18 protein-coding genes are annotated in these 18,990 nt (G+C 62.9%); 6 read left to right on the forward strand and 12 right to left on the reverse strand.

Annotated features, from left to right (window positions below; translation table 11 throughout):
• Both BLV07_RS37090 and BLV07_RS37095 read right to left on the reverse strand, forming a co-directional pair.
• A partial coding sequence (locus tag BLV07_RS37090) for a transposase (protein WP_176946014.1) occupies positions 1 to 263 on the reverse strand: 263 nt, incomplete at its 3' end.
• Positions 264 to 389: 126 nt separating this feature from the next.
• The gene (locus tag BLV07_RS37095) at positions 390 to 797 is read right to left on the reverse strand and encodes an ACT domain-containing protein (RefSeq protein ID WP_091895924.1); all 408 of its coding nucleotides are present in this window, start codon (positions 795 to 797) and stop codon (positions 390 to 392) included.
• A 201-nt stretch (positions 798 to 998) separates the two neighbouring features.
• Here BLV07_RS37095 and BLV07_RS48020 point away from each other — a divergent pair, with 201 nt between their 5' ends.
• Complete coding sequence (locus BLV07_RS48020; RefSeq protein ID WP_008548553.1) at positions 999 to 1,154, forward strand: hypothetical protein; 156 nt, start codon at positions 999 to 1,001, stop codon at positions 1,152 to 1,154.
• A 16-nt stretch (positions 1,155 to 1,170) separates the two neighbouring features.
• On the opposite strand, the gene BLV07_RS37105 is transcribed toward BLV07_RS48020, so the two are convergent.
• Both BLV07_RS37105 and BLV07_RS37110 read right to left on the reverse strand, forming a co-directional pair.
• Positions 1,171 to 2,460 (reverse strand): DNA polymerase IV, encoded by a 1,290-nt coding sequence (locus tag BLV07_RS37105; protein ID WP_091895930.1) that lies wholly within the window; start codon positions 2,458 to 2,460, stop codon positions 1,171 to 1,173.
• Positions 2,457 to 2,768, reverse strand: coding sequence for a DUF3572 domain-containing protein (locus tag BLV07_RS37110; RefSeq protein WP_091895933.1), 312 nt, complete (start codon positions 2,766 to 2,768; stop codon positions 2,457 to 2,459). Before BLV07_RS37110 ends, BLV07_RS37105 begins: the two co-directional genes overlap by 4 nt.
• 240 nt (positions 2,769 to 3,008) lie before the next feature.
• Here BLV07_RS37110 and BLV07_RS37115 point away from each other — a divergent pair, with 240 nt between their 5' ends.
• Positions 3,009 to 3,374: a response regulator gene (locus BLV07_RS37115; RefSeq protein WP_008566616.1), complete on the forward strand. Its 366-nt coding sequence runs from the start codon at positions 3,009 to 3,011 to the stop codon at positions 3,372 to 3,374.
• A gap of 14 nt (positions 3,375 to 3,388) precedes the next feature.
• Positions 3,389 to 4,762 (forward strand): PleD family two-component system response regulator, encoded by a 1,374-nt coding sequence (locus BLV07_RS37120; protein WP_091895936.1) that lies wholly within the window; start codon positions 3,389 to 3,391, stop codon positions 4,760 to 4,762.
• Between the two features lie 327 nt (positions 4,763 to 5,089).
• Here BLV07_RS37120 and BLV07_RS37125 read toward each other — a convergent pair whose 3' ends face one another.
• Positions 5,090 to 5,701 (reverse strand): TetR/AcrR family transcriptional regulator, encoded by a 612-nt coding sequence (locus tag BLV07_RS37125; RefSeq protein WP_091895939.1) that lies wholly within the window; start codon positions 5,699 to 5,701, stop codon positions 5,090 to 5,092.
• Between the two features lie 130 nt (positions 5,702 to 5,831).
• On the opposite strand from BLV07_RS37125, the gene BLV07_RS37130 reads away from it, so the two are divergent.
• From BLV07_RS37130 to BLV07_RS49880, 3 genes are all read left to right on the forward strand, one after another.
• On the forward strand, positions 5,832 to 7,064 hold the full coding sequence (locus BLV07_RS37130; protein ID WP_091895942.1) for an MFS transporter: 1,233 nt from the start codon (positions 5,832 to 5,834) through the stop codon (positions 7,062 to 7,064).
• A 174-nt stretch (positions 7,065 to 7,238) separates the two neighbouring features.
• Complete coding sequence (locus tag BLV07_RS37135; protein WP_283806571.1) at positions 7,239 to 8,975, forward strand: adenylate/guanylate cyclase domain-containing protein; 1,737 nt, start codon at positions 7,239 to 7,241, stop codon at positions 8,973 to 8,975.
• A gap of 121 nt (positions 8,976 to 9,096) precedes the next feature.
• A complete protein-coding gene (locus BLV07_RS49880) occupies positions 9,097 to 9,219 on the forward strand; it encodes a hypothetical protein (RefSeq protein WP_276339337.1) in 123 nt (40 codons plus the stop codon).
• 195 nt (positions 9,220 to 9,414) lie between these two features.
• On the opposite strand, the gene mdoH is transcribed toward BLV07_RS49880, so the two are convergent.
• From mdoH to rnr, 7 genes are all read right to left on the reverse strand, one after another.
• A complete protein-coding gene (gene mdoH / locus BLV07_RS37140) occupies positions 9,415 to 11,583 on the reverse strand; it encodes a glucans biosynthesis glucosyltransferase MdoH (RefSeq protein WP_244551335.1) in 2,169 nt (722 codons plus the stop codon).
• Positions 11,571 to 13,031, reverse strand: a complete 1,461-nt coding sequence (locus BLV07_RS37145) for a glucan biosynthesis protein G (RefSeq protein ID WP_091895951.1) — start codon at positions 13,029 to 13,031, stop codon at positions 11,571 to 11,573. The genes mdoH and BLV07_RS37145 overlap by 13 nt, the downstream gene beginning before the upstream one ends.
• Before the next feature lie 393 nt (positions 13,032 to 13,424).
• Positions 13,425 to 13,592 (reverse strand): 50S ribosomal protein L33, encoded by a 168-nt coding sequence (gene rpmG, locus BLV07_RS37150; protein WP_007603295.1) that lies wholly within the window; start codon positions 13,590 to 13,592, stop codon positions 13,425 to 13,427.
• A gap of 124 nt (positions 13,593 to 13,716) precedes the next feature.
• Positions 13,717 to 15,042, reverse strand: coding sequence for an LLM class flavin-dependent oxidoreductase (locus BLV07_RS37155; RefSeq protein ID WP_091895954.1), 1,326 nt, complete (start codon positions 15,040 to 15,042; stop codon positions 13,717 to 13,719).
• 379 nt (positions 15,043 to 15,421) lie between these two features.
• The gene (locus BLV07_RS37160) at positions 15,422 to 16,174 is read right to left on the reverse strand and encodes an NUDIX hydrolase (protein WP_091895958.1); all 753 of its coding nucleotides are present in this window, start codon (positions 16,172 to 16,174) and stop codon (positions 15,422 to 15,424) included.
• Between the two features lie 31 nt (positions 16,175 to 16,205).
• Positions 16,206 to 16,646: a DUF983 domain-containing protein gene (locus BLV07_RS37165; RefSeq protein WP_091895961.1), complete on the reverse strand. Its 441-nt coding sequence runs from the start codon at positions 16,644 to 16,646 to the stop codon at positions 16,206 to 16,208.
• Positions 16,640 to 18,988 (reverse strand): ribonuclease R, encoded by a 2,349-nt coding sequence (rnr, locus tag BLV07_RS37170; protein WP_091895964.1) that lies wholly within the window; start codon positions 18,986 to 18,988, stop codon positions 16,640 to 16,642. The genes BLV07_RS37165 and rnr overlap by 7 nt, the downstream gene beginning before the upstream one ends.
• Positions 18,989 to 18,990 lie beyond the last annotated feature (2 nt).

Consider the following 18,990-nt stretch of genomic DNA (forward strand, 5'->3'; position numbering starts at 1 on the left):
CGGCCGGCCTCGCGTTCAAGAGCGCGCGAGGATCGTATCCGGTTGGTGTAGCCATAAAGATAGAGCTTCAGCAGATCGGCAGGATCGTAAGGCGGTTGTCCCGCCCCGCCACCCGACCCGGCATGACCGAAGCCAAGCCGCTCAAGGTCCAGCGCTGCGACAAACGCCTCGATCGCCCGAACCGGGTTCTCTCGACCCACATAATCTTCCACCCGCGCGGGCAGAAGGCTGACCTGATCCCGGCTCACCCCGGTCTTGAACATGCGATTCGTCATACCGAATCGTACACTCGTTCACCCAAACGGCTAGGATTCTTGCCCAACCTCGAAGCGTAATCCGGGTCTGCTGCTAGGATGCGCTGTCCCGGATTGCGCTTCGCTCCATCCGGGCTACGAGTGTCTCGCGCCAGACATCTTCTGTAGAACAGCCATCGCCTCGTCGGCTCGGTCCACGGGCACGAAGAGATGATCGTGATGGAACGCCGAAACGGCATTCACGCTGATGCCAGCTGCGGCGAGATGGGCTGTGATCGCAGCCAGGAATCCGACCGCGTCCAGCGACGAATGAACCGTCAGGGTGATCAGGCGCGAGGCGAACTCGTAGCGTAGGCCTGCCGCTTCGGCCTCTTCGCGAGCGATCACCAGCGTTGTTCCTTCGCGTTCGCGGAACGTCAGGATCGGGCTGATGGCGGCTGGAATGCTTGCGCTCGGCGCAAGCGTGCAAAACACGAAGATGCCGTCCAGGATCTCCGGCTTCATGTCACTCAGCAGCGCGTCGAGATCGCGTTCGCCGGTCACAGTGCTAGCCCCCGAACCGGTAGGATCATTTGAGCCCCTTGCGAAGCTATCGGCGACAGAGGCTGTTGGAGCCATGGTCCAACATACCTTTGTATATCTCCTCTAATCCTTCTCATGCGCTGACCTTACGCTGGTAGAATTGAGCCACGGCGGGAGATTCTTACAATTTGAGTCCACTCGGGGCACTGCGAGGAGGCTCAAATGAACGTCGTCATTCGAAAGCTCAACGGCTTGTGGCACCTCATCGTCGGGTCTTGTCAGATCCGAACGCCGTTCCTGGAAACTCAGGATCGGCAGTTGGTCGTTCAGTATGCCCGGCGCGCCTATCCGGGTGCACGGATATTCGAACGCGACTGAGTTGAGCAGGACTCGATCACTCCTGCGCCTTCTCCGGCCCCTCATACGCAATGCCGCGGATCACCGCAGCGCTGCCGAACTTCTTGCGCAGACTGTCCACCGCGCGCTCGGCGTGCGCGGCGCGGCGGTCGAGCATGTCGGTGTCGTCGGAGACCGAGCCGTTACGCAGCGCGCTGACGCCGGCGCCCATCAGGCGGAAGGCGGTGCCGTCGATCTCTTTCGCCAGCATCTCGCGGCAGATCGAGAAGATCTTTGCGGCGAGCTGCGTCGGGGCGGCGATCGACTGTGAGCGCGTGCGCTGGCGGAAATCGGCGGTCTTCAGCTTCAGCGTGACGGTCGAGCCGGCGAGCTCGCTGCTCTTGAGACGCGACGACGTCTTCTCGCATAGCCGCCACAAGATCTTCTCCAGCGTCGCGAAATCGCGGATGTCGCTCTCGAATGTGGTTTCGCTGGAAATCGTCTTGGCGCCGCGATCAGGCTCGACGCGGCGGTCGTCGATGCCGCGCGCAAGCCGCCACAGCCGGCGGCCGTCGCTCGGAAACTGCCGCATCATCTCGATCTCGTCGGCCTTCTGCAGATCGGCGATGATGCGGAAGCCGCGCTGCACGAGACGCTCCTGCGTGGCCGGTCCGACGCCAAAGATGAAGCCGACCGGCTTCTCCGCCAGCATCAAGCGTGCTTCGTCCTGGTCGAGCGCGGCAAAGCCGCGCGGCTTGTCCAGATCGGAGGCGATCTTGGCCAAAAACTTGTTGCAGGACAGGCCGACCGAGACGGTGATGCCGATGTCGCGCTCGATCTCGCGCGCAAAGCGCGCCAGCACCTTTGCCGGGATCATGCCGTGGACGCGCTCGGTGCCGGACAGATCGAGGAAGGCCTCGTCGATCGAGAGCGGCTCGACCAGCGGCGTCAGCGCCTGCATGGCCTGGCGCACCTCGCGGCCGACCCGGACGTACTTCGACATGTCGGGCGGGATCACGGTGGCATGCGGGCAGGCCTCCAGAGCCTTGAACATCGGCATGGCCGAGCGCACGCCATAGGTCCGGGCGATGTAGCAGGCAGCCGACACCACGCCGCGCTTGCCTCCGCCGATGATGACGGGCTTATCGGCGATAGCAGGATCGTCGCGCTTCTCGACCGTCGCATAAAAGGCGTCGCAGTCGATATGGGCGATGGTCAGGCCCGCGAGCGCGCGGTGGCGGACCAGGCGAGGGGATCCGCAGGCGGAACAGCGCCTCACGCCCATGTCCAGATCGGCCAGACAATCCCGGCAGAAGCAGCGGGGCCCGGCCGGATCGGGTTCGGTCACGGCACGTCGCGCTCCCAGGAGGGGTCGCCGAGCGCGTCGCCCAGCACCTGCCGCGCCGCGGCAACGTTGGTCGGATGCAGTTCCGCGGTCTTCGCAAAGGCCTTCACGGTCTCGTCATCGCGCAGCACGAAATCGAGCACGCTGAGCAGGAAATTGGGGTCGGAGGCGGCATTGCGCAGGGTCTCCGGACCGACCCCTGTCTCAGCCAGGAACAGGCCCAGCCGCTCGGGCTCGCCGGCGACAAAGGACAAGGCCTGAATCGCAACGATTTCAGCGACTTCGCGGGGGTTGTGAACAGGCTTTTTCACGGGGCCGGTTTGCCTTTCCGTTAACTTTCGGTCTCTAATTTGGAATCATCATGCCCGAGTCTTCGCCTCGAGTCTTGCGAGCCCGACAAGCAACTGGAAACCACATCGCAGAAAGTCGGCCCTCGGGTTTAACGAAACTAGAGCGAATCTGGGGCTAGTTTGAATCCAGTTTTCGAAGCGCCGGCGAGCGGCGCCTGAGGCGTCACATGTATGGGTCTGCGGACCAATCAGGAGGGCGGGATGGCTAAGACCGTCCTGATCGTGGAAGACAACGAGCTCAACATGAAGCTCTTCCGCGACCTGTTGGAGGCGCACGGTTACCAGACCTCCGGCACCAGCAACGGCTACGAGGCGCTCGACCTCGTTCGCAAGATGCGGCCCGACCTCGTGCTGATGGATATCCAACTGCCGCAGGTCTCGGGCCTCGAGGTGACACGCTGGATCAAGGACGATCCGGAGCTACGCGCCATTCCCGTCGTCGCGGTCACGGCCTTCGCGATGAAGGGCGACGAAGAGCGCATCCGCGAGGGCGGCTGCGAAGCCTATTTGTCCAAGCCGATCTCGGTCGGCAAATTCATTGAGACGGTCCGGCGTTTTATCGGATAGGAAGTGAGTTCAAAGTGTCCGCGCGTATCCTGGTTGTCGATGACGTTCCTGCCAACGTCAAGCTCCTCGAGGCCCGCCTGTCCGCCGAATATTTCGACGTGATGACTGCGGCGAACGGCGCCGAGGCGCTGGCGATCAGCCGGCGCGCCGAATGCGACATCATCCTGCTCGACGTCATGATGCCCGACATGGACGGTTTCGAAGTTTGCCGCCGCCTGAAGACCGACCCGGCCACCCACCACATTCCGGTCGTGATGGTCACCGCGCTCGACAGCCCGTCCGACCGCAACCGGGGGCTTGAAGCCGGCGCCGACGATTTCCTGACGAAACCCGTCTCCGACGTGGTGCTGATCGCGCGCGTGCGCTCGCTGACGCGGCTGAAGATGATGACGGACGAGCTGCGCATGCGCGCCATCACCTCGCTCGAGATCGGCATGCAGGCGCCGGAGCGCAGCGCGGTGGCCGACACCGGCAAGGGCGGCCGCATCCTGCTGGTCGACGACCGCGAGTCCTCCTATGAGCGGCTGGCGACGATCCTCGCCGCCGAGCACACCATCGACGTCGAGCCGAACCCGACGGAAGCGCTATTCCACGCCGCCGAGGGCAATTACGACCTCTTGATCGTTTCGCTCGATCTCAACAATTTCGATGGCCTGCGGCTCTGCAGCCAGGCGCGCTCGCTGGAGCGCACGCGCCACGTGCCGATCCTGGCGATCGCCGACCCCGAGAACTCGACGCGGCTGCTCCGCGGCCTCGAGATCGGCGTCAACGACTATCTGCTGCGCCCCATCGACAAGACCGAGCTGCTGGCGCGGGCCCGAACCCAGATCCGCCGCCGCCGCTACACCGATCACCTGCGCGACAACGTGCAGAACTCGATCGAGATGGCGATCACCGACGCGCTCACCGGGCTGCACAATCGCCGTTACATGGAGAGTCATCTGGCGACGCTCGCCGAGCAGGCCGCGACCCGCGGCAAGCCGCTCGCGCTGATGATTTTGGACATCGATTACTTCAAGTCGATCAACGACAATTACGGCCATGACGCCGGTGACGACGTGCTGCGCGAATTCGCGGTGCGGGTGCGCAAGTCGATCCGCGGCATTGACCTTGCCTGCCGCTATGGCGGCGAGGAGTTCGTCATCGTGATGCCCGAGACGGATCTCCACGTCGCCGGCATGGTCGCCGAGCGCCTGCGCCGCTCGATCGCAGGCGAGCCGTTTGCGATCCACAAAGGGACGAAGCGCATCGAGGTCACGATCTCGATCGGCCTGACCACGCTGGAGCAGAAGGGCGAGGCGGTCGCCGACGTCCTCAAGCGCGCCGACACCGCGCTCTACCGCGCTAAGCACGACGGCCGCAACCGCGTGGTGTCGCAGGCGGCGTGAGCTGCCGGTACAAAAAGTGCGAAAACAACCCCATGCACAGTAGCCGGCGGTAGCAAGATCAACGGCTTACGCGAGGAGCAGGGCGGTTTGCGCTTGCGGCAGCGCCATTTGACACGTCGGGCAAAACAGGGGCATTCTGATAGGATGGCGAAATGGTCCTGACATGTAGTCAGGTGATCATCGCTTTCTCCACAAACTCCGCTGTCATTCCCCGCGAAAGCGGGGAATCCAGTACGCCGCGGCCTTTCGGTTCTAACCTCGCTGCCTCTGGAATACTGGATCACCCGCCTTCGCGGGTGATGACACCGAATGGTGCGGCGACGGCGGTTATTGTGGCGCGAGCTTGTGTCCTGTCGCGGCCTTCGCCTTCGCATCACCCCCCACATCCACCCCGGCATTGCGCAGCAGCACCTTTGCCGCTTCCTTTGCCGCTCTGGCCATCGCCGGATCGTCGCGCACGAGATCCTGCGCGATGGAGCCGTCGACGAGCAGCACGAGCTGCGTTGCCAGCGCCTCCGCGTCCGCAACGCCGAGCTCGTTCAACCGATCACGAAACCAGACACGGCGGCTTTCCTTGAAGGCGACTGCGATCTTCTTCACGGCGCGGTCGGAAGGCCCGAGCTCGGCGACCGCATTCACGAACGGGCAGCCGCGAAAATCCTTGGACGCAAAGCGTCGCTCCAGCGAATCGAACGTCGCAAGGATCTGCTCGGCCGGCGGCTTGTCGGAGGGGCGCTGAGCTACGAATCGGCGCTCGAGGTAAGCCGCGATCAGCGCGTCCTTGGAGGGGAAGTGGTTGTAGAGCGTGCGCTTGGAGATGCCGATCTCGGCCGCGATGGTGTCGACGCCGATGGCGCGAATGCCTTGCAGATAGAACAGCTTGTCGGCGGTCTGAAGGATCCGCTCTTTCATCGTCTGTGGGGCGGGCGGGGGAGCCATACGGTAGCGCGCGTCCTGTTCGCTTGACAGCACCGGCCCTTTATAGCCTAAGTACACAGGTCTGTGTAACCAAAATCAACGGCAAAAGCAGACGGCGGCGTTCGCGCCGCGCCCAAAAGGGAGAAGAAAAATGCCCCTGTTGCAGGTTCTGCGTCCGACATTGCCCATCCTGATCGGCGCCTCGATCATGCTGACGCTGAGCATGGGCCTGCGGCAGTCGCTCGGCATCTTCCTGCAACCACTGACGCATGACATCCACATCTCGGTGTCGGATTTCACACTGGCGCTGGCCGTGCAAAACCTCGCCTGGGGCTTTCTCCAGCCGCTCGCCGGCGCCATGACCGAGCGCTACGGCTTTCGTCCCATCATGATCGTGGGCGCGCTGATGTACATCGTCGGCCTCGCGCTGATGGCGACGGCCAACGGGCTTGTCAGCATCATGATCGGCGCCGGCGTTCTGATCGGCACCTCGCTGGCCTGCACGGCGGCTGCGATCGCGATGTCGGTGGCGGCACGCGCGGTGCCTGAGACGGTGCGCTCGACCGTACTCGGCATCGTCTCCGGCGCGGGCTCGCTCGGCGCGCTGTTGTCGGCGCCGATCGGGCAGATGCTCAACGAGGGCTTTGGCTGGCGCATTGGCCTTGCCGGCTTCGTCATCATGTCGGTGCTGATGATCCCCGCCGCCTGGTATGCCGGGCGCGTCGACCAGATCCCGCTTCCCAAGCCAGCCGCCGACGAGATCGATGATGCCACCGCCGCGATCGCGGCGCGGACCGCGTTTGGCAATGCGTCCTTCGTGGTGATGACCTGCGCCTATCTCGTCTGCGGCATGCAGCTGGTGTTCCTCACCACGCATCTGCCGTCATATCTCGCGATCTGCGGTCTCGACCCGATGCTGAGCGCGCAGACGCTCGGCATGATCGGTGGCTTCAACGTGCTGGGCTCGCTGTTCTTCGGCTGGGCCGGGCAGCGCTGGAACAAGCTGGCGCTGCTGGGTGCGATCTACATCCTGCGCTCGCTCGCACTCGCCTGGTATTTCATGCTGCCGGCGACGTCATTCTCGACGCTGCTGTTCGGCGCGATCATGGGCTTCCTCTGGATGGGCGTCGGCCCGCTGGTTGCGGGCGCGGTCGCCGAGATGTTCGGCCTGCGCTGGCAGGCGATGATCCAGGGCCTCGCCTTCATGAGCCACCAGATCGGCAGCTTCCTCGGCGCCTACGGGGGAGGGCTGCTCTACGATGCGCTCGGCTCCTACACCATGGCCTGGCGCATCGGCGTCGCGCTCGGTCTCGCCGGCGGCATCGTGCAGGTGGCGTTCGCGCTGATCCGGCCATCGCAGCCGCCGGTGTTGAAGGCGGCGTAGCGGGGGGCGTGTTGTCGTAAGCGCCAAGCAAGCGCCGCGCCGCTTGGTCGCGAACTGGCGCTGGTGACCCGCAGCTGACCTGGCGCGGCGTCCAGATCCCGACCCTTCGTCCGGCTGGGACGGAAGATGTTCATCCTGCTATATTAAGTCCAAACTGGCAGGGTGGCGGTGGCTATGGCGCGCGTTGAGAGACGGTTAGCGGCGGTGCTGGCAGCTGACGTTGCCGGTTATTCGCGGTTAATGGGCGCCGATGAGGTCGGCACGCTCGAAGCCCTTAAGGTCATCCGCCGCGAAATCGTCGATCCAGCCATTGCGGAGCACAAGGGCAGGATCGTCAAGACGACTGGGGATGGCCTCCTGGTCGAATTCGCCAGCGCGGTCGACGCGGTGACCTGCGCCATGGCTGTCCAAGAGAAGATGGCCGGCCGGGAAGGACAGATTGCCTTTCGCATCGGCATCAACATCGGCGACATTATCAGCGACGAAAACGACATCTTTGGTGATGGCGTGAATGTGGCCGCACGCGTTGAGAACGAATGCGCGCCGGGCGGTGTGTGCTTGTCGGGAAGTGCGTTCGAACAAGTCAGGGGAAAAACGACATTCGAGTTCGATGATCTCGGCGAGCGATCGCTGAAGAACATCGATCGGGCGGTTCGACTATATGAAGTCAAACCTGCCAATGCGAAGCCAGCGACTGCGGAGAGCAATCGACTGCTGTCATTACCCGACAAACCTTCAATTGCGGTTCTGCCGTTTCAGAATATGTCCGGCGACCCGGAACAGGAGTACTTCGCCGATGGCATGGTGGAGGACATCATCACTGCGCTGTCCCGCTTCAAATGGCTGTTCGTGATCGCCCGCAATTCGACCTTTACCTATAAGGGGCGGTCCGTTGACATCAGGCAGGTTGGACGCGAACTGGGCGTTCGTTACGTGTTGGAAGGCAGCGTGCGACGGGTGGCCGACCGCGTACGGATCACAGCGCAGCTGATTGACGCGGAGACCAGGGCCCATATCTGGGCAGATCGCTACGACCGCGCGGTCGACGACATCTTTGCCTTGCAGGACGAAATTACCGTGAGCACTGTCGCCGCGATCGAGCCCAGCGTGCGTCAGGCCGAAATTGAACGGGCGAAGCGCAAGCGCCCTGATAATCTCGACGCCTACGATCTCGTGTTACGTGCGACGCCGCTGGTGGATACGGGGATGCCGGAGGGCGCGTCGCAGGCAGTGCCACTCCTCGAGCGCGCACTTCTACTCGAGCCGAACTACGCGCTCGCGCACGGCCAGACCGCCTTTTGCAATGAAATACTATATCTCCGAGCGGGAAGGCGTGAAGGCAATCGCACGGCCGCGATAAGGCACGCGCATACTGCAGTGGCGCTTGGCCCCGACGATGCCCCGGCACTCGTCTACGCCGCAATCGCTATCGGTCTCGTCGAACATGACCGTGTCTTGGCTCTGGAAACGTTCGAGGCCGCCCTGGCAATCTCCCCGTCGGCGGCGTGGGCCTATTCCTGGGGCGCGTTGATTTTGGGCTGGGGAGGGGAAGCCGAGCGTGCGATCGAATGGGGCGAGCGGGGTATCCGCCTTAGTCCATTCGATCCGTGGATTACCGCAGCGCTGCATGGCATCTGCATGGGTCATTTTCTTCGCGGACGCTATGAAGATGCCGCGGCGGCAGCGCAACGGGCCATTCGCAGCAAACCAGGTTTCAGCGTCTCGCACATGTTTCTGGCAGCGTCGCTTGCCAAACTCGGACGAATGGAAGATGCGAACGCAGCCGCCGAGCGCGTGATGCAACTCCAGCCCAATTTCAGCAGCAATGGTCAGTGCTCCGCCATCGGCTGCGTGCCGTTGCTCGCAACACCTCTGATCGAAGCAATGCGCGCTTCAGGTCTTCCCGAATAACCGGGATCCGCCACCAGGCGGCCGATGCGTCAGCACAGTTGACTTTTAACCAAAGTTCCACAGGGCTAGGCTGCCGAGATTAATGATCGCGCTCCCGCCAGATGGTGAGAGGAGGCGTGGCATGATCGAACAGCCGCACTTTGACGCCTATTCAATCCCAGCACGTATCTGCTTTACCGTTGCATTGCTTGGTTGTGCCGTACTGATCGCCGTGTTGGTTACGAGCGTCTACTTCCTGGAATAAGGTGCTGGAGTGAACCTTCGCGACGAACCAGGCCCGCGCCACCGGCACGGCGGCTGGGGGTGAACGCTGACCGCCCGTTCCGGCATTGGGAGCCGCCGGGTCCGCGAAGCCATCGATGGCGGCCAGAACGCCGACCGGTGGCTTGGTCATTGCGCAGCGAAGCAATGCAGAGCGCGTCCTGCTTGCGCGAGTACTCTACCGACGACCCCGAATACTGGGCTCCCTATCGTTACCTGCGCGAGGCATCTCAAGGACCCTCTGGAGCAGCGTGGGATGGCCAAGAACGGCACGCAATTCCGGCCTTTCGAGCCAGGCGGCTGCATCCTCCAAGCTTTCGCATTCCTCGAGCTTGGCGGTTGCCGTCGCCAAAGGCACGTCGACAGTGCCAAATTTGCGCGGCCTGGCAAGCGATAGCGATCCCAAATGCTGGCCTAGCAGTTCCGGATCCTGGCTGAGCTGGTGCAGGGCCCCGGTTATCGCTGTTGGCTCAGATGCGGCGAGTTCGTTTGCACGGAGCACAACAGCGGGCGGGTTGTTGGTTTCCGGCGTGGCAAAAAGTCCGGGCGTCTTCAGTCGTGCAGACGTCATGAGACCCAACGGGATTGAAAGCAGAAGACCCAGCACGACAGGCGACATCCAAAGCAGCAGCGGCAGAGAGACCGCGTAGGCACTGAGCAACAGGGCCAATCCGCAGAGCGTGGGGCCGACGAGCTTGCGATAGATTTCGCCTCGAGCCAGGTGGCCATCGCTTCGGCGCTGCACCTGCCAGCCCGCGTCCCGGCCAGCTAAAATTTCAAACACGGCCTTGGTCTGGAGGATCATCATGCACGGAGCGATCAACGCCGCAAGAAATGTCTCGCAAACGACTCCGACCAATACGTGAGGATTCCCTGCGAATCCGATCCGCTCTCTCCGATTGCCGATCAGCACCAGATAGGCCAGTAGCTTCGGCAGGATAAGAAGTCCCATTGTCGCTGCAAAGATCTGGGCGGCAAGCACCGGGTCCTGTTGCGGCCAGGTCGGAAACAAACTGAAGCCTTTGGGAAAATATTCCGGTCGGATGAAGTGCGCCTGCAGTGCAATCAGCAGGCCGAGTACCAGGAATAGAAACCACAGCGGCGCGGTGACATAGGAGCCGATGCCTGTAAGCAAATGCAGCCGCGACACCCAGTGTAGCCCGCGCGCGGGCAACACCGCGAGATGCTGAAGGTTACCCTGGCACCAGCGACGATCTCTTGCCGCAAAGTCCAGCAGTGACGGCGGGGCTTCTTCGAAGCTGCCGCCGAGGGCCGGTGCCAGATAGATTGCCCAGCCCGCGCGGCGCATCAACGCGGCCTCGACAAAATCATGGCTTAAGATGTGACCCCCGAAAGGCTTACGACCGCTCAGCTCCGGCAGGCCGGCCTCCGCAGCGAACGCCCGCACCCGGATGATGGCGTTATGGCCCCAGTAATTGCTGTCGCCACCGTGCCACCAGGCATTGCCGGCTGCAATGATGGGGCCGTAAACTCGCCCCGAGAATTGCTGCAGCCTACTGAACATTGTGCGCGCGTTGACGATGACCGGCTGCGTCTGGATCAGCGCAGCAGCGGAATGGGACTCCATCGCGTGGACAAGGCGAACTATTGTGTCGCCTTCCATGAGGCTGTCCGCGTCGAGAACGATCATGTGATCATAGGCCGCCCCAAACTTCATGACCCAGTCGGCGATATTGCCGGACTTGCGCGCGATGTTATTGGAGCGATGCCGGTAGTACAGCCGAGCGGCGCCGGAGGCGTGGCGCAGCCGAATGAACGTCATCTCTTCACGAATCCAGATGTCGGGGTCGGTCGTATCGCTCAGTAAAAACCAGTCGAACTGGTCCCCATATCCGGTCGCTTGAACTGATTCATACATAGCGCGTAGCCGCGCCATGAGATGATGCGGGTCCTCATTATAGGTGGGTAGCAGCATGGCTGTGCGCGAGGTGACAGGAGGCAGTGAGCCCGTCGCATCGATCGGCAGAAAAGGCCGGCTGCGCGTGAGCAGCACGAAAAATCCGGCGAGCGCGGACATGAAGGAGAGCGCGACCCATGCGAGCAGCACGAGGAAAAAACCGAGCAGCACCGCCTCGAGAAAGGTTATGCCGCCAACTTTCACCACGTCATACATGCCGTAGCCGCCCGCAAGCGTCAGCACCCCAGTGCCGACAAAAATAAAGACGCGGCGAACCATCAAAGGGGTACCCGAATGCACCGGCGACCGGTTAGCTTCAGTCGCGCGATCCAGCCGGCAAGGCAGCATCGGCAGCGGACTTTCCGGCGGCAGAAATGGACTGCCAGGGGCGTTCGGCGAAGGCGTCGGCGACGGTCTCAGGGCGTCCATCGATAGGTCCACACTTCGGAGACTGGCACTTCGTTTTGCGCCAGGAAAGCTCGTAATTCGATTGCGGCTTGCTTCTTGACCGAGCATTGGAAGCTCAGACGCCATCCGCCTGTCATGGGATTAGGTTGCGTGACGATGTTGCTGACTTCGGCTTTTGCAGCGGTCACCACGCCTTTGATGGTCTTGGCATCGATGCCTTTGAGTCGATCCCCCATCAGTTCCAGCACGAACAATTTGCTATCGTCACCCCGGCTTCCGATCCCCGTTCGCGTGAACCGTGCGAGCGCCTCCGGTTTGGGGGCGTCCGGCCCCCAGTGCAGCCGATAGGTGAAGATGTGTTCGCTTTTGGCTGTCAGCGGCTGCTTGGGTTGCCAGAGCGCTGCGATGTTGTCGTGGACCTCCTCCTTGGTAGGTATCTCGAACAATTTCACCGCTCCTTCGCCCCAATCTCCGATCGGCTCGAACCATAGGCTTGGGCGCTTTTCGAAGCTGGATTCGAGATCCTGATAGGCGATGAAATTCCTCTCCCGCTGCATCAGGCCGAAGCCGCCCGGATTGACATCGGCAAAGCTACTGACCTGCAGATCGTGGGGATTGTTCAGGGGGCGCCAGAGTTGCTCACCTCTGCCGTTGAAGATCGCAAGTCCATCCGAGTCGTGAACCGCGGGGCGGAAATCGTCAAAATCTTTGCGATCGTTCGGCCCGAAGTAGAACATGCTGGTCATAGGCGCGAGCCCGGCATGCTCGATGTCTACCCGCGGATAGAGGGCCATCTCGACGTCGAAAACTGTGCTTTGGCCGGGCCGGATCGTGAATCGGTAGCTTGCGGCCGCACTCTTGCTGTCCAGCAGCGCGTGTACCACGATGGAAGAGGCATTCGGCGCCGGCTTCTCCAGCCAGAAAGCCTTGAATACCGGGAACTCTTCGCCCTTGCTCTCGCCGGTATCGATCGCTAGTCCGCGCGCGGACAGGCCATACGTCAGTCCTTTCGCGACTGCTCGGAAGTAACTGGCGCCCAGGAACACACAAACTTCATCGTAGTAACCCGGCCTGTTGATCGGAGCGTGAATGCGGAATCCGCTAAACCCGATGTCGACATCCGGCCATTGTCCGAGACCCTCTCCGAACGAGAAGTCGTCGCGCCGATACGGGATCGGCATGAAGCTCCCGTTCACCACCTGAAAAATCTCGACCCGGTTCTTGTAGAAAAAGCCGCGGTGAAAAAATTGCACTTCGAACCGTAGCTTCTCATCACGCCACAACGCCTTCTCAGGCGTGAAGCGAATTGATCGGTATTGATCGTAGTTGAGATTCTTCAGTGCATCCGGCAGCTTCTCGTCCGGAGGCTCGAATGATTTCGCGGCAAGGGCGCGGGCAAGCTCGCGCACGTAGGACGGGCTGAATGGCGGGGCGGAGCCCGTCTGAGCCTTCGCTGCACGCAGCAGCATGGTGGCAGCCGAGAAGGCAGCCGATGCGCGAAGGACTTGCCGGCGGTTCACGCTTGCGTCTCCCCGTTCAAAACAGGTGGGGAAACGGCCTATGCTCTCCGGAGTTCCGTGCGGGTAAGGGGATGTGACACTGCTGACTTCAGAAAAATGTGCTGACGGACTCAGGAGAGGATCTGCAGCAATGGCAGAACGGCCCTGGATTGCTTCGTCGCATCAGCGCAAAATTGCTTTGCAATTTTGTCGCGAGCTCCTCGCAATGACGGCGTGGAGAAATGGTAGCGCGTCAATTTCTGTCTCGTGCCCCGGACGCAGCGCCTCTGAAGAGGGGTGAGCGGGCAAAATAAAAACGGGGCCCGAAAGGGCCCCGCAAAACTCTTCAACGCTGCGCCGATCTTACTTGATCTTGGCTTCGCGGAATTCGACGTGCTTGCGCGCGACCGGGTCGTACTTCTTCTTGACCAGCTTGTCGGTCATGGTGCGCGAATTCTTCTTGGCGACGTAGTAGAAGCCGGTGTCAGCCGAGGACACGAGCTTGACCTTGATGGTGACCGCTTTGGCCATGTTCAGAACCTCAGGAATGAAGGGAATCTGGAGCCGGCCAAACGGCCCGCGTTGGCCGGCAACCTAGCCAGAAACCGTCTGATGTCAAGGTTTTAGGGCCGGAAATCTACCCGAAACGGCCCCATTATGCCTCGAAGAACCGGTTTTTCGGCCGCGGTAGGCCCAGATTCTCCCTCAAAGTGGGCCCTTCATACTCTTTGCGGAAGATCCCGCGGCGCTGCAGCTCCGGGACGACCTTGTCGACGAAATCGTCGAGGCCGGCGGGCAGGAACGGGAACATGATGTTGAAGCCGTCGGAGCCGCGCCCGACCAGCCATTCCTCCATCTGGTCGGCGATGGTCTTGGCGGTGCCGACAAAAGAGAGCCCGCCATAGCCGCCGACGCGCTGGGCGAGCTGGCGCACGGTGAGCTTGTCGCGGGCGGCGAGATCGACCATGCGCTGGCGGCCGCTCTTGCTGGCATTGGTCTCGGGGATGTCGGGGAGAGGGCCCTCCGGATCGAAGCCGGAGGCATCGGTGCCGAGAATGACGGACAGCGAGGCGATGGCGCTGTCGTAATGCACGCGGCTGTCGAGCAGCGCGCGCTTCTCCTTGGCTTCATCGACGCTGTCGCCGACCACGACGAAGGCGCCGGGCAGGATCTTGAGATGCTCAGGATCGCGGCCGACTTTCTCCATGCGGCCCTTGATGTCGGCATAAAGCTTCTGGCCATCGGCGAGGCTGCCGCCGCCGGTGAACACGGCTTCAGCCGTTTCGGCTGCGAGCTGCTTGCCGTCTTCGGAGGCACCAGCCTGCACGATCACCGGCCAGCCCTGCACCGGGCGGGCGATGTTGAGGGGGCCGCGCACCCTCAGGTATTTGCCGTGGTGATCGAGTGTGTGCATCTTCGCGGGATCGAAGAACAGGCCGCTCTCGACGTCGCGCACGAACGCATCGTCGGCGAAGGAATCCCAGAGGCCGGTGACGACGTCGTAAAACTCGCGGGCGCGCTTGTAGCGCTCGGCGTGCTCCATGTGATCGTCGAGGCCGAAATTCAGCGCCGCGTCCGGATTCGATGTGGTGACGATGTTCCAGCCGGCGCGGCCGCCGCTGAGATGATCGAGCGAGGCGAAGCGCCGCGCGACGTGATAGGGCTCGTCGAAAGTGGTCGAGCCCGTCGCGATCAGGCCGATGCGCTCGGTGACGGCGGACAGCGCCGACAGCAGCGTGAACGGCTCGAACGACGTCACCGTGTGGCTGCGCTTGAGCGCATTGATCGGCATGTTCAAGACGGCGAGGTGATCGGCCATGAAGAAGGCGTCGAACTTGCCGGCCTCGAGCTTCCTGATCAGCTGCTTGATGTGACTGATGTTGAAATTGGCGTCGGGCCAGGCCCCGGGATAGCGCCAGGCGCCGGTGTGGATGCTGATCGGGCGCATGAACGCGCCAAGCTTGAGTTGCCGTTGTGCCATCGCCCGGTGTCCGTTTGGGTGTCGTTGCGAAAGACATAGGCATGCGGCGGAACTCCGCCATTGGCGGCGGCGGGAAGATTATTTTGTTTTTCGATGTGCGCTCAGCACAATCTTGTCATTGCATTTGACGCGGTTTCCCTGCGACCATCCTTCGAGACGCCCGCCGTTGGCGGGCCCTCAGGATGAGGACTGAACTCGCGGCAGCAGTTTCAACGGGCACGAATGCAGCTTAAGCCTCATCCTGAGGAGACCGCCACCGGGTCCGCGCAAAAGCGCGGCCCGATGACAGGCTCCGCGGTCGTCTCGAAGGACGAGGCGCGCGCTCGACGGCTGCCAAGAAGCAATTTGCGATGATCCGGCGGAATGACGCCAAGACGACTCAGCTCAAAACATCCTTCTGCATCTTGCCGCCGTAGAAATGGAAGAACGGCACCGGCGCATCGTGGCGCAGCGGGCCGGTGGCAAGGCGGGTGTCGAGCTCGTTGAGCACGTTGCGCGTCATCGGATGCAGATCCGCGAGCGGTTTTGAGCCGAGCTCGACCCAGACCAGTTCGACCAGCTCGGCATCGGCATGGATCACGCCATCGACGCGGTGGGTGATCGCGGAGGCATCCGCCGTGAAGAAGCGCGTATCGAAGCGCTTGACGCGGCCGGGTGGGGTGATGGCGCGGGCGATCAGGAACAGGCCGGAGGGATCGGGCAGCAGGCCGGCATCGGCGAACGGCTTCCAGGGGCCTTCGAGCTTGGGCACCTTGTCCTCCGCTCTGCGGCCGAGGCAGAGACCCGTCTCCTCGCAGGCTTCGCGGATCGCGGCAATGGCGAGCGACTTCGCGCGCGAGGCCGGGGTCTTCGGGCTGCCCTTGGCGAGATTGGCTTCGAGCTCGGCGGTGATGGGCGCGGCGCAGGGCACGCGATAATCGGCCTTGTCGACGCGGCCGCCGGGGAAGACGAACTTTCCGGGCATGAACACCACCTTGTCGTGGCGCTTGCCGACCAGCACTTTCGGAACGGGCCCGCTGCGATCGACCAGGATCAGCGTCGCGGCATCCCTCGGGCGAAAATAGGGATGGTGGTCGGCTTCCTTCTCCTCGTGAACCCTGGCCTTCTCCACTGCTTGCGCCGTATCCGCCATATCCTCACCCAAACCGTTTTTTGCTTCTTACTTACACAGGCGGAATACCATCCGGAGGGTTATCGTCAAACCCGTGCATGCGCAGAGCCCATTGCAAGCCGACCACAGCTCCCTTCACGGGCTGCAATAGCGCGAGTGAGGCGACGAAGGTGAAGGGCAGATAGGCCACGAAACTGAGCCAGACCGGCGTGGTGTAGTTGGTCTCGATCCAGAGGATGGCCGGCACCACGATGTGACCGACGATGACGATGACGAGATAGGCAGGCAGATCGTCGGCACGATGCGGGGTGAAGTCGAGGCCGCATTTGGCGCAATTGTCCGCCGTCTTCAGGAAGGCGCGGAACAGCTTTCCCTCGCCGCAGCGCGGGCAGCGACCGCGAAAGCCGCGCTTCATCGCAGCCCACACATCGCGCTTCTCGACGAGGCCGGTCTCGCGCGTCCAGATCTTTGGGGCCGTGCTCATCGTCACCATGCCTTGCCCTTCTGTCCCTTGCCTTTACCCTTGCTTTTTCCCCTGGCCCTCTTGGCAGATTTTTGTTTTTCCGGCTTGCGTTTTCTGTCCGGACTGCGGCCGGGATGCGGCTTGGACGATTTGCGCTGCGGGCGGAACGGCCGGCGCTCGCCGGGACTGGTCTCGCGCTCTGACGACAGCAGCTCGAAGCGCAGCGCACCTGCGATGGGAGCTGCTTCTATCAGACGGACGTCGACGACGTCACCCAGCTGATACATGGTGCCGCTGCGTGTGCCGACCAGCGCGTGGCGGCTCTCGTCATAGTTGAAATATTCCGTGCCGAGGGATCGGATCGGGATCAATCCATCGGCGCCGGTCTCGCTCAGCTTGACGAACAGGCCGGCGCGCGTGACGCCGGAGACGCGGCCCTGGAAGCTGGCACCGATGCGGTCGGCGAGGTGATGCGCGATCAGGCGATCGACGGTCTCGCGCTCTGCCTTCATCGCGCGCCGTTCGGTCAGCGAGATATGCGCGGCGACCTCGCCGAGCGATTCCGGCGTTTCGCTGTCGGGCAGGGCGCCTTCGCCGAGGCCGAGCGCGCGGACCAGTGCGCGGTGCACGACGAGGTCGGCATAGCGGCGGATGGGCGAGGTGAAATGCGCATAGCGGCGCAGGTTCAGGCCGAAATGGCCGTAATTCTCCGCGGAATATTCCGCCTGCGCCTGGGCGCGCAGCACGACCTCGCTCACCAGCGGGTAATAGTCGTGACCTTCGAGCTGGGCCAGCACGCGGTTGAACAGGGTGGGGCGCAACGCGCCTGATTTCGCGAAGGGAACGTCGAGCGTTTCCAGAAACTCGCTGAGCGCGTGGACCTTCTCCAGCGTCGGCTCGTCATGTACGCGGTAGATCAGCGGCAGCGATTTCTTCTCCAGCATCTCGGCCGCGGCGACGTTGGCGAGGATCATGAACTCCTCGATCAGCTTGTGCGCATCGAGACGTTCGGGCACGACGACGCGGTCGACCGTGCCGTCGCTCTTCAACAGGATCTTGCGCTCGGGCAGATCGAGATTGAGCGGATCGCGCTCGTCGCGGGCGCGCTTGACGCAAGCATAGGCGGCGTAGAGCGGCTTCAGGATCGGATCGAGCAGCGGGCCCGTGACATCGTCCGGCCGGCCGTCGATCGCCGCCTGTGCCTGCGCATAATGCAGCTTTGCCGCCGAGCGCATCAGGATGCGGTGGAAGCTGTGCGAGCGCTTGCGGCCGTCGGGGCCGATCACCATGCGCACCGCGAGCGCGCCGCGTGGCTCGCCCGGCACCAGCGAGCAGAGATTGTTGGAGATGCGCTCCGGCAGCATCGGCACGACGCGATCGGGGAAATAGACCGAGTTGCCGCGATCGAGCGCGTCGCGGTCGAGCGCGGTGCCCGCCCGCACGTAGAAGCTCACGTCTGCGATGGCGACGTTGACGATGAAGCCGCCCTTGTTGTTGGGATCGTCGTCGGCCTGCGCATGCACCGCGTCGTCGTGATCCTTCGCATCCGGCGGATCGATGGTGACGAGCGGCACGTCGCGCCAATCCTCGCGCCCTTTCAGGTTCGCAGGCTCCGCCGCCTCCGCCTCGCGCTCGGCTGCGGGCGAGAATTGCAGGGGGATGTCGTGGGCGTAGATCGCGATCAGGCTGATCGCCTTCTCCGACTTGACCGAGCCGAGCTTCTCCTTGACGCGGCCTGAGGCGAGGCCAAAGCCGCGCGAGTGGACGATGTCGACGCTGACGAGGTCGCCCTCCTGTGCGCCTTGCGTGTCGGTCTTCGCGATGTTCAGCTCGCGGTCGGCGAACTTCTTGTCGACGGGAACGAGCCGTCCGCCGCCTTCGGGTAGCTCGCGGAACACGCCGAGGATGCGGCTCTTGGCCTTGTCGATGAGCTTGATGATGCGGCCGCGATAGGCGGGGCCTTCGTCCTCGTCGGTGCGTTCGACGCGCAGCAGCGCGCGATCGCCGACACCGGCGGCGGTGCCAGGCTTGGGCCGGCGCGGCATCTCGATCAGGATTTTGGGCGGCTCGCCGCTTTCGACCTCGTCCCATTCGGCCGGTGAGGCGATCAATTCGCCGTCGCTGTCGCGCCCGGTGATGTCGGCGAGCAGCGTCGGCGGAAGCGTGTCCGGCTCGGAGACCTTGTGCCGCTTCTTCTTGATGATGCCGTCGTCGGCGAGCTCGCGCAGCATGCGCCTGAGCTCGGCGCGATCGGCGTTCTTCAGGCCGAACTCGCGCGCAATTTCGCGGGTCCCGACCTTTCCGTGGTTTGCCTTGATGAAGGCGACGATGGCTGTCCGGTCGGGAAAGCCACGGTCATTCTTGCGTTTCACTT

Origin of the sequence: Bradyrhizobium sp. Rc2d (genome assembly GCF_900099855.1) — a bacterium.
Lineage (GTDB): Bacteria > Pseudomonadota > Alphaproteobacteria > Rhizobiales > Xanthobacteraceae > Bradyrhizobium.

Bases quoted from the DNA above. Each gene is read 5' to 3' on its own strand.
- BLV07_RS48020 (WP_008548553.1), top strand. From the start codon at position 999: ATGAACGTCGTCATTCGAAAGCTCAACGGCTTGTGGCACCTCATCGTC.
- BLV07_RS37115 (WP_008566616.1), top strand. From the start codon at position 3,009: ATGGCTAAGACCGTCCTGATCGTGGAAGACAACGAGCTCAACATGAAG.
- BLV07_RS37125 (WP_091895939.1), bottom strand. From the start codon at position 5,701: ATGGCTCCCCCGCCCGCCCCACAGACGATGAAAGAGCGGATCCTTCAG.
- BLV07_RS37130 (WP_091895942.1), top strand. From the start codon at position 5,832: ATGCCCCTGTTGCAGGTTCTGCGTCCGACATTGCCCATCCTGATCGGC.
- BLV07_RS37135 (WP_283806571.1), top strand. From the start codon at position 7,239: ATGGCGCGCGTTGAGAGACGGTTAGCGGCGGTGCTGGCAGCTGACGTT.
- BLV07_RS49880 (WP_276339337.1), top strand. From the start codon at position 9,097: ATGATCGAACAGCCGCACTTTGACGCCTATTCAATCCCAGCACGTATC.
- mdoH (WP_244551335.1), bottom strand. From the start codon at position 11,583: ATGGACGCCCTGAGACCGTCGCCGACGCCTTCGCCGAACGCCCCTGGC.
- BLV07_RS37145 (WP_091895951.1), bottom strand. From the start codon at position 13,031: ATGCTGCTGCGTGCAGCGAAGGCTCAGACGGGCTCCGCCCCGCCATTC.
- rpmG (WP_007603295.1), bottom strand. From the start codon at position 13,592: ATGGCCAAAGCGGTCACCATCAAGGTCAAGCTCGTGTCCTCGGCTGAC.
- BLV07_RS37155 (WP_091895954.1), bottom strand. From the start codon at position 15,042: ATGGCACAACGGCAACTCAAGCTTGGCGCGTTCATGCGCCCGATCAGC.
- BLV07_RS37160 (WP_091895958.1), bottom strand. From the start codon at position 16,174: ATGGCGGATACGGCGCAAGCAGTGGAGAAGGCCAGGGTTCACGAGGAG.
- BLV07_RS37165 (WP_091895961.1), bottom strand. From the start codon at position 16,646: ATGGTGACGATGAGCACGGCCCCAAAGATCTGGACGCGCGAGACCGGC.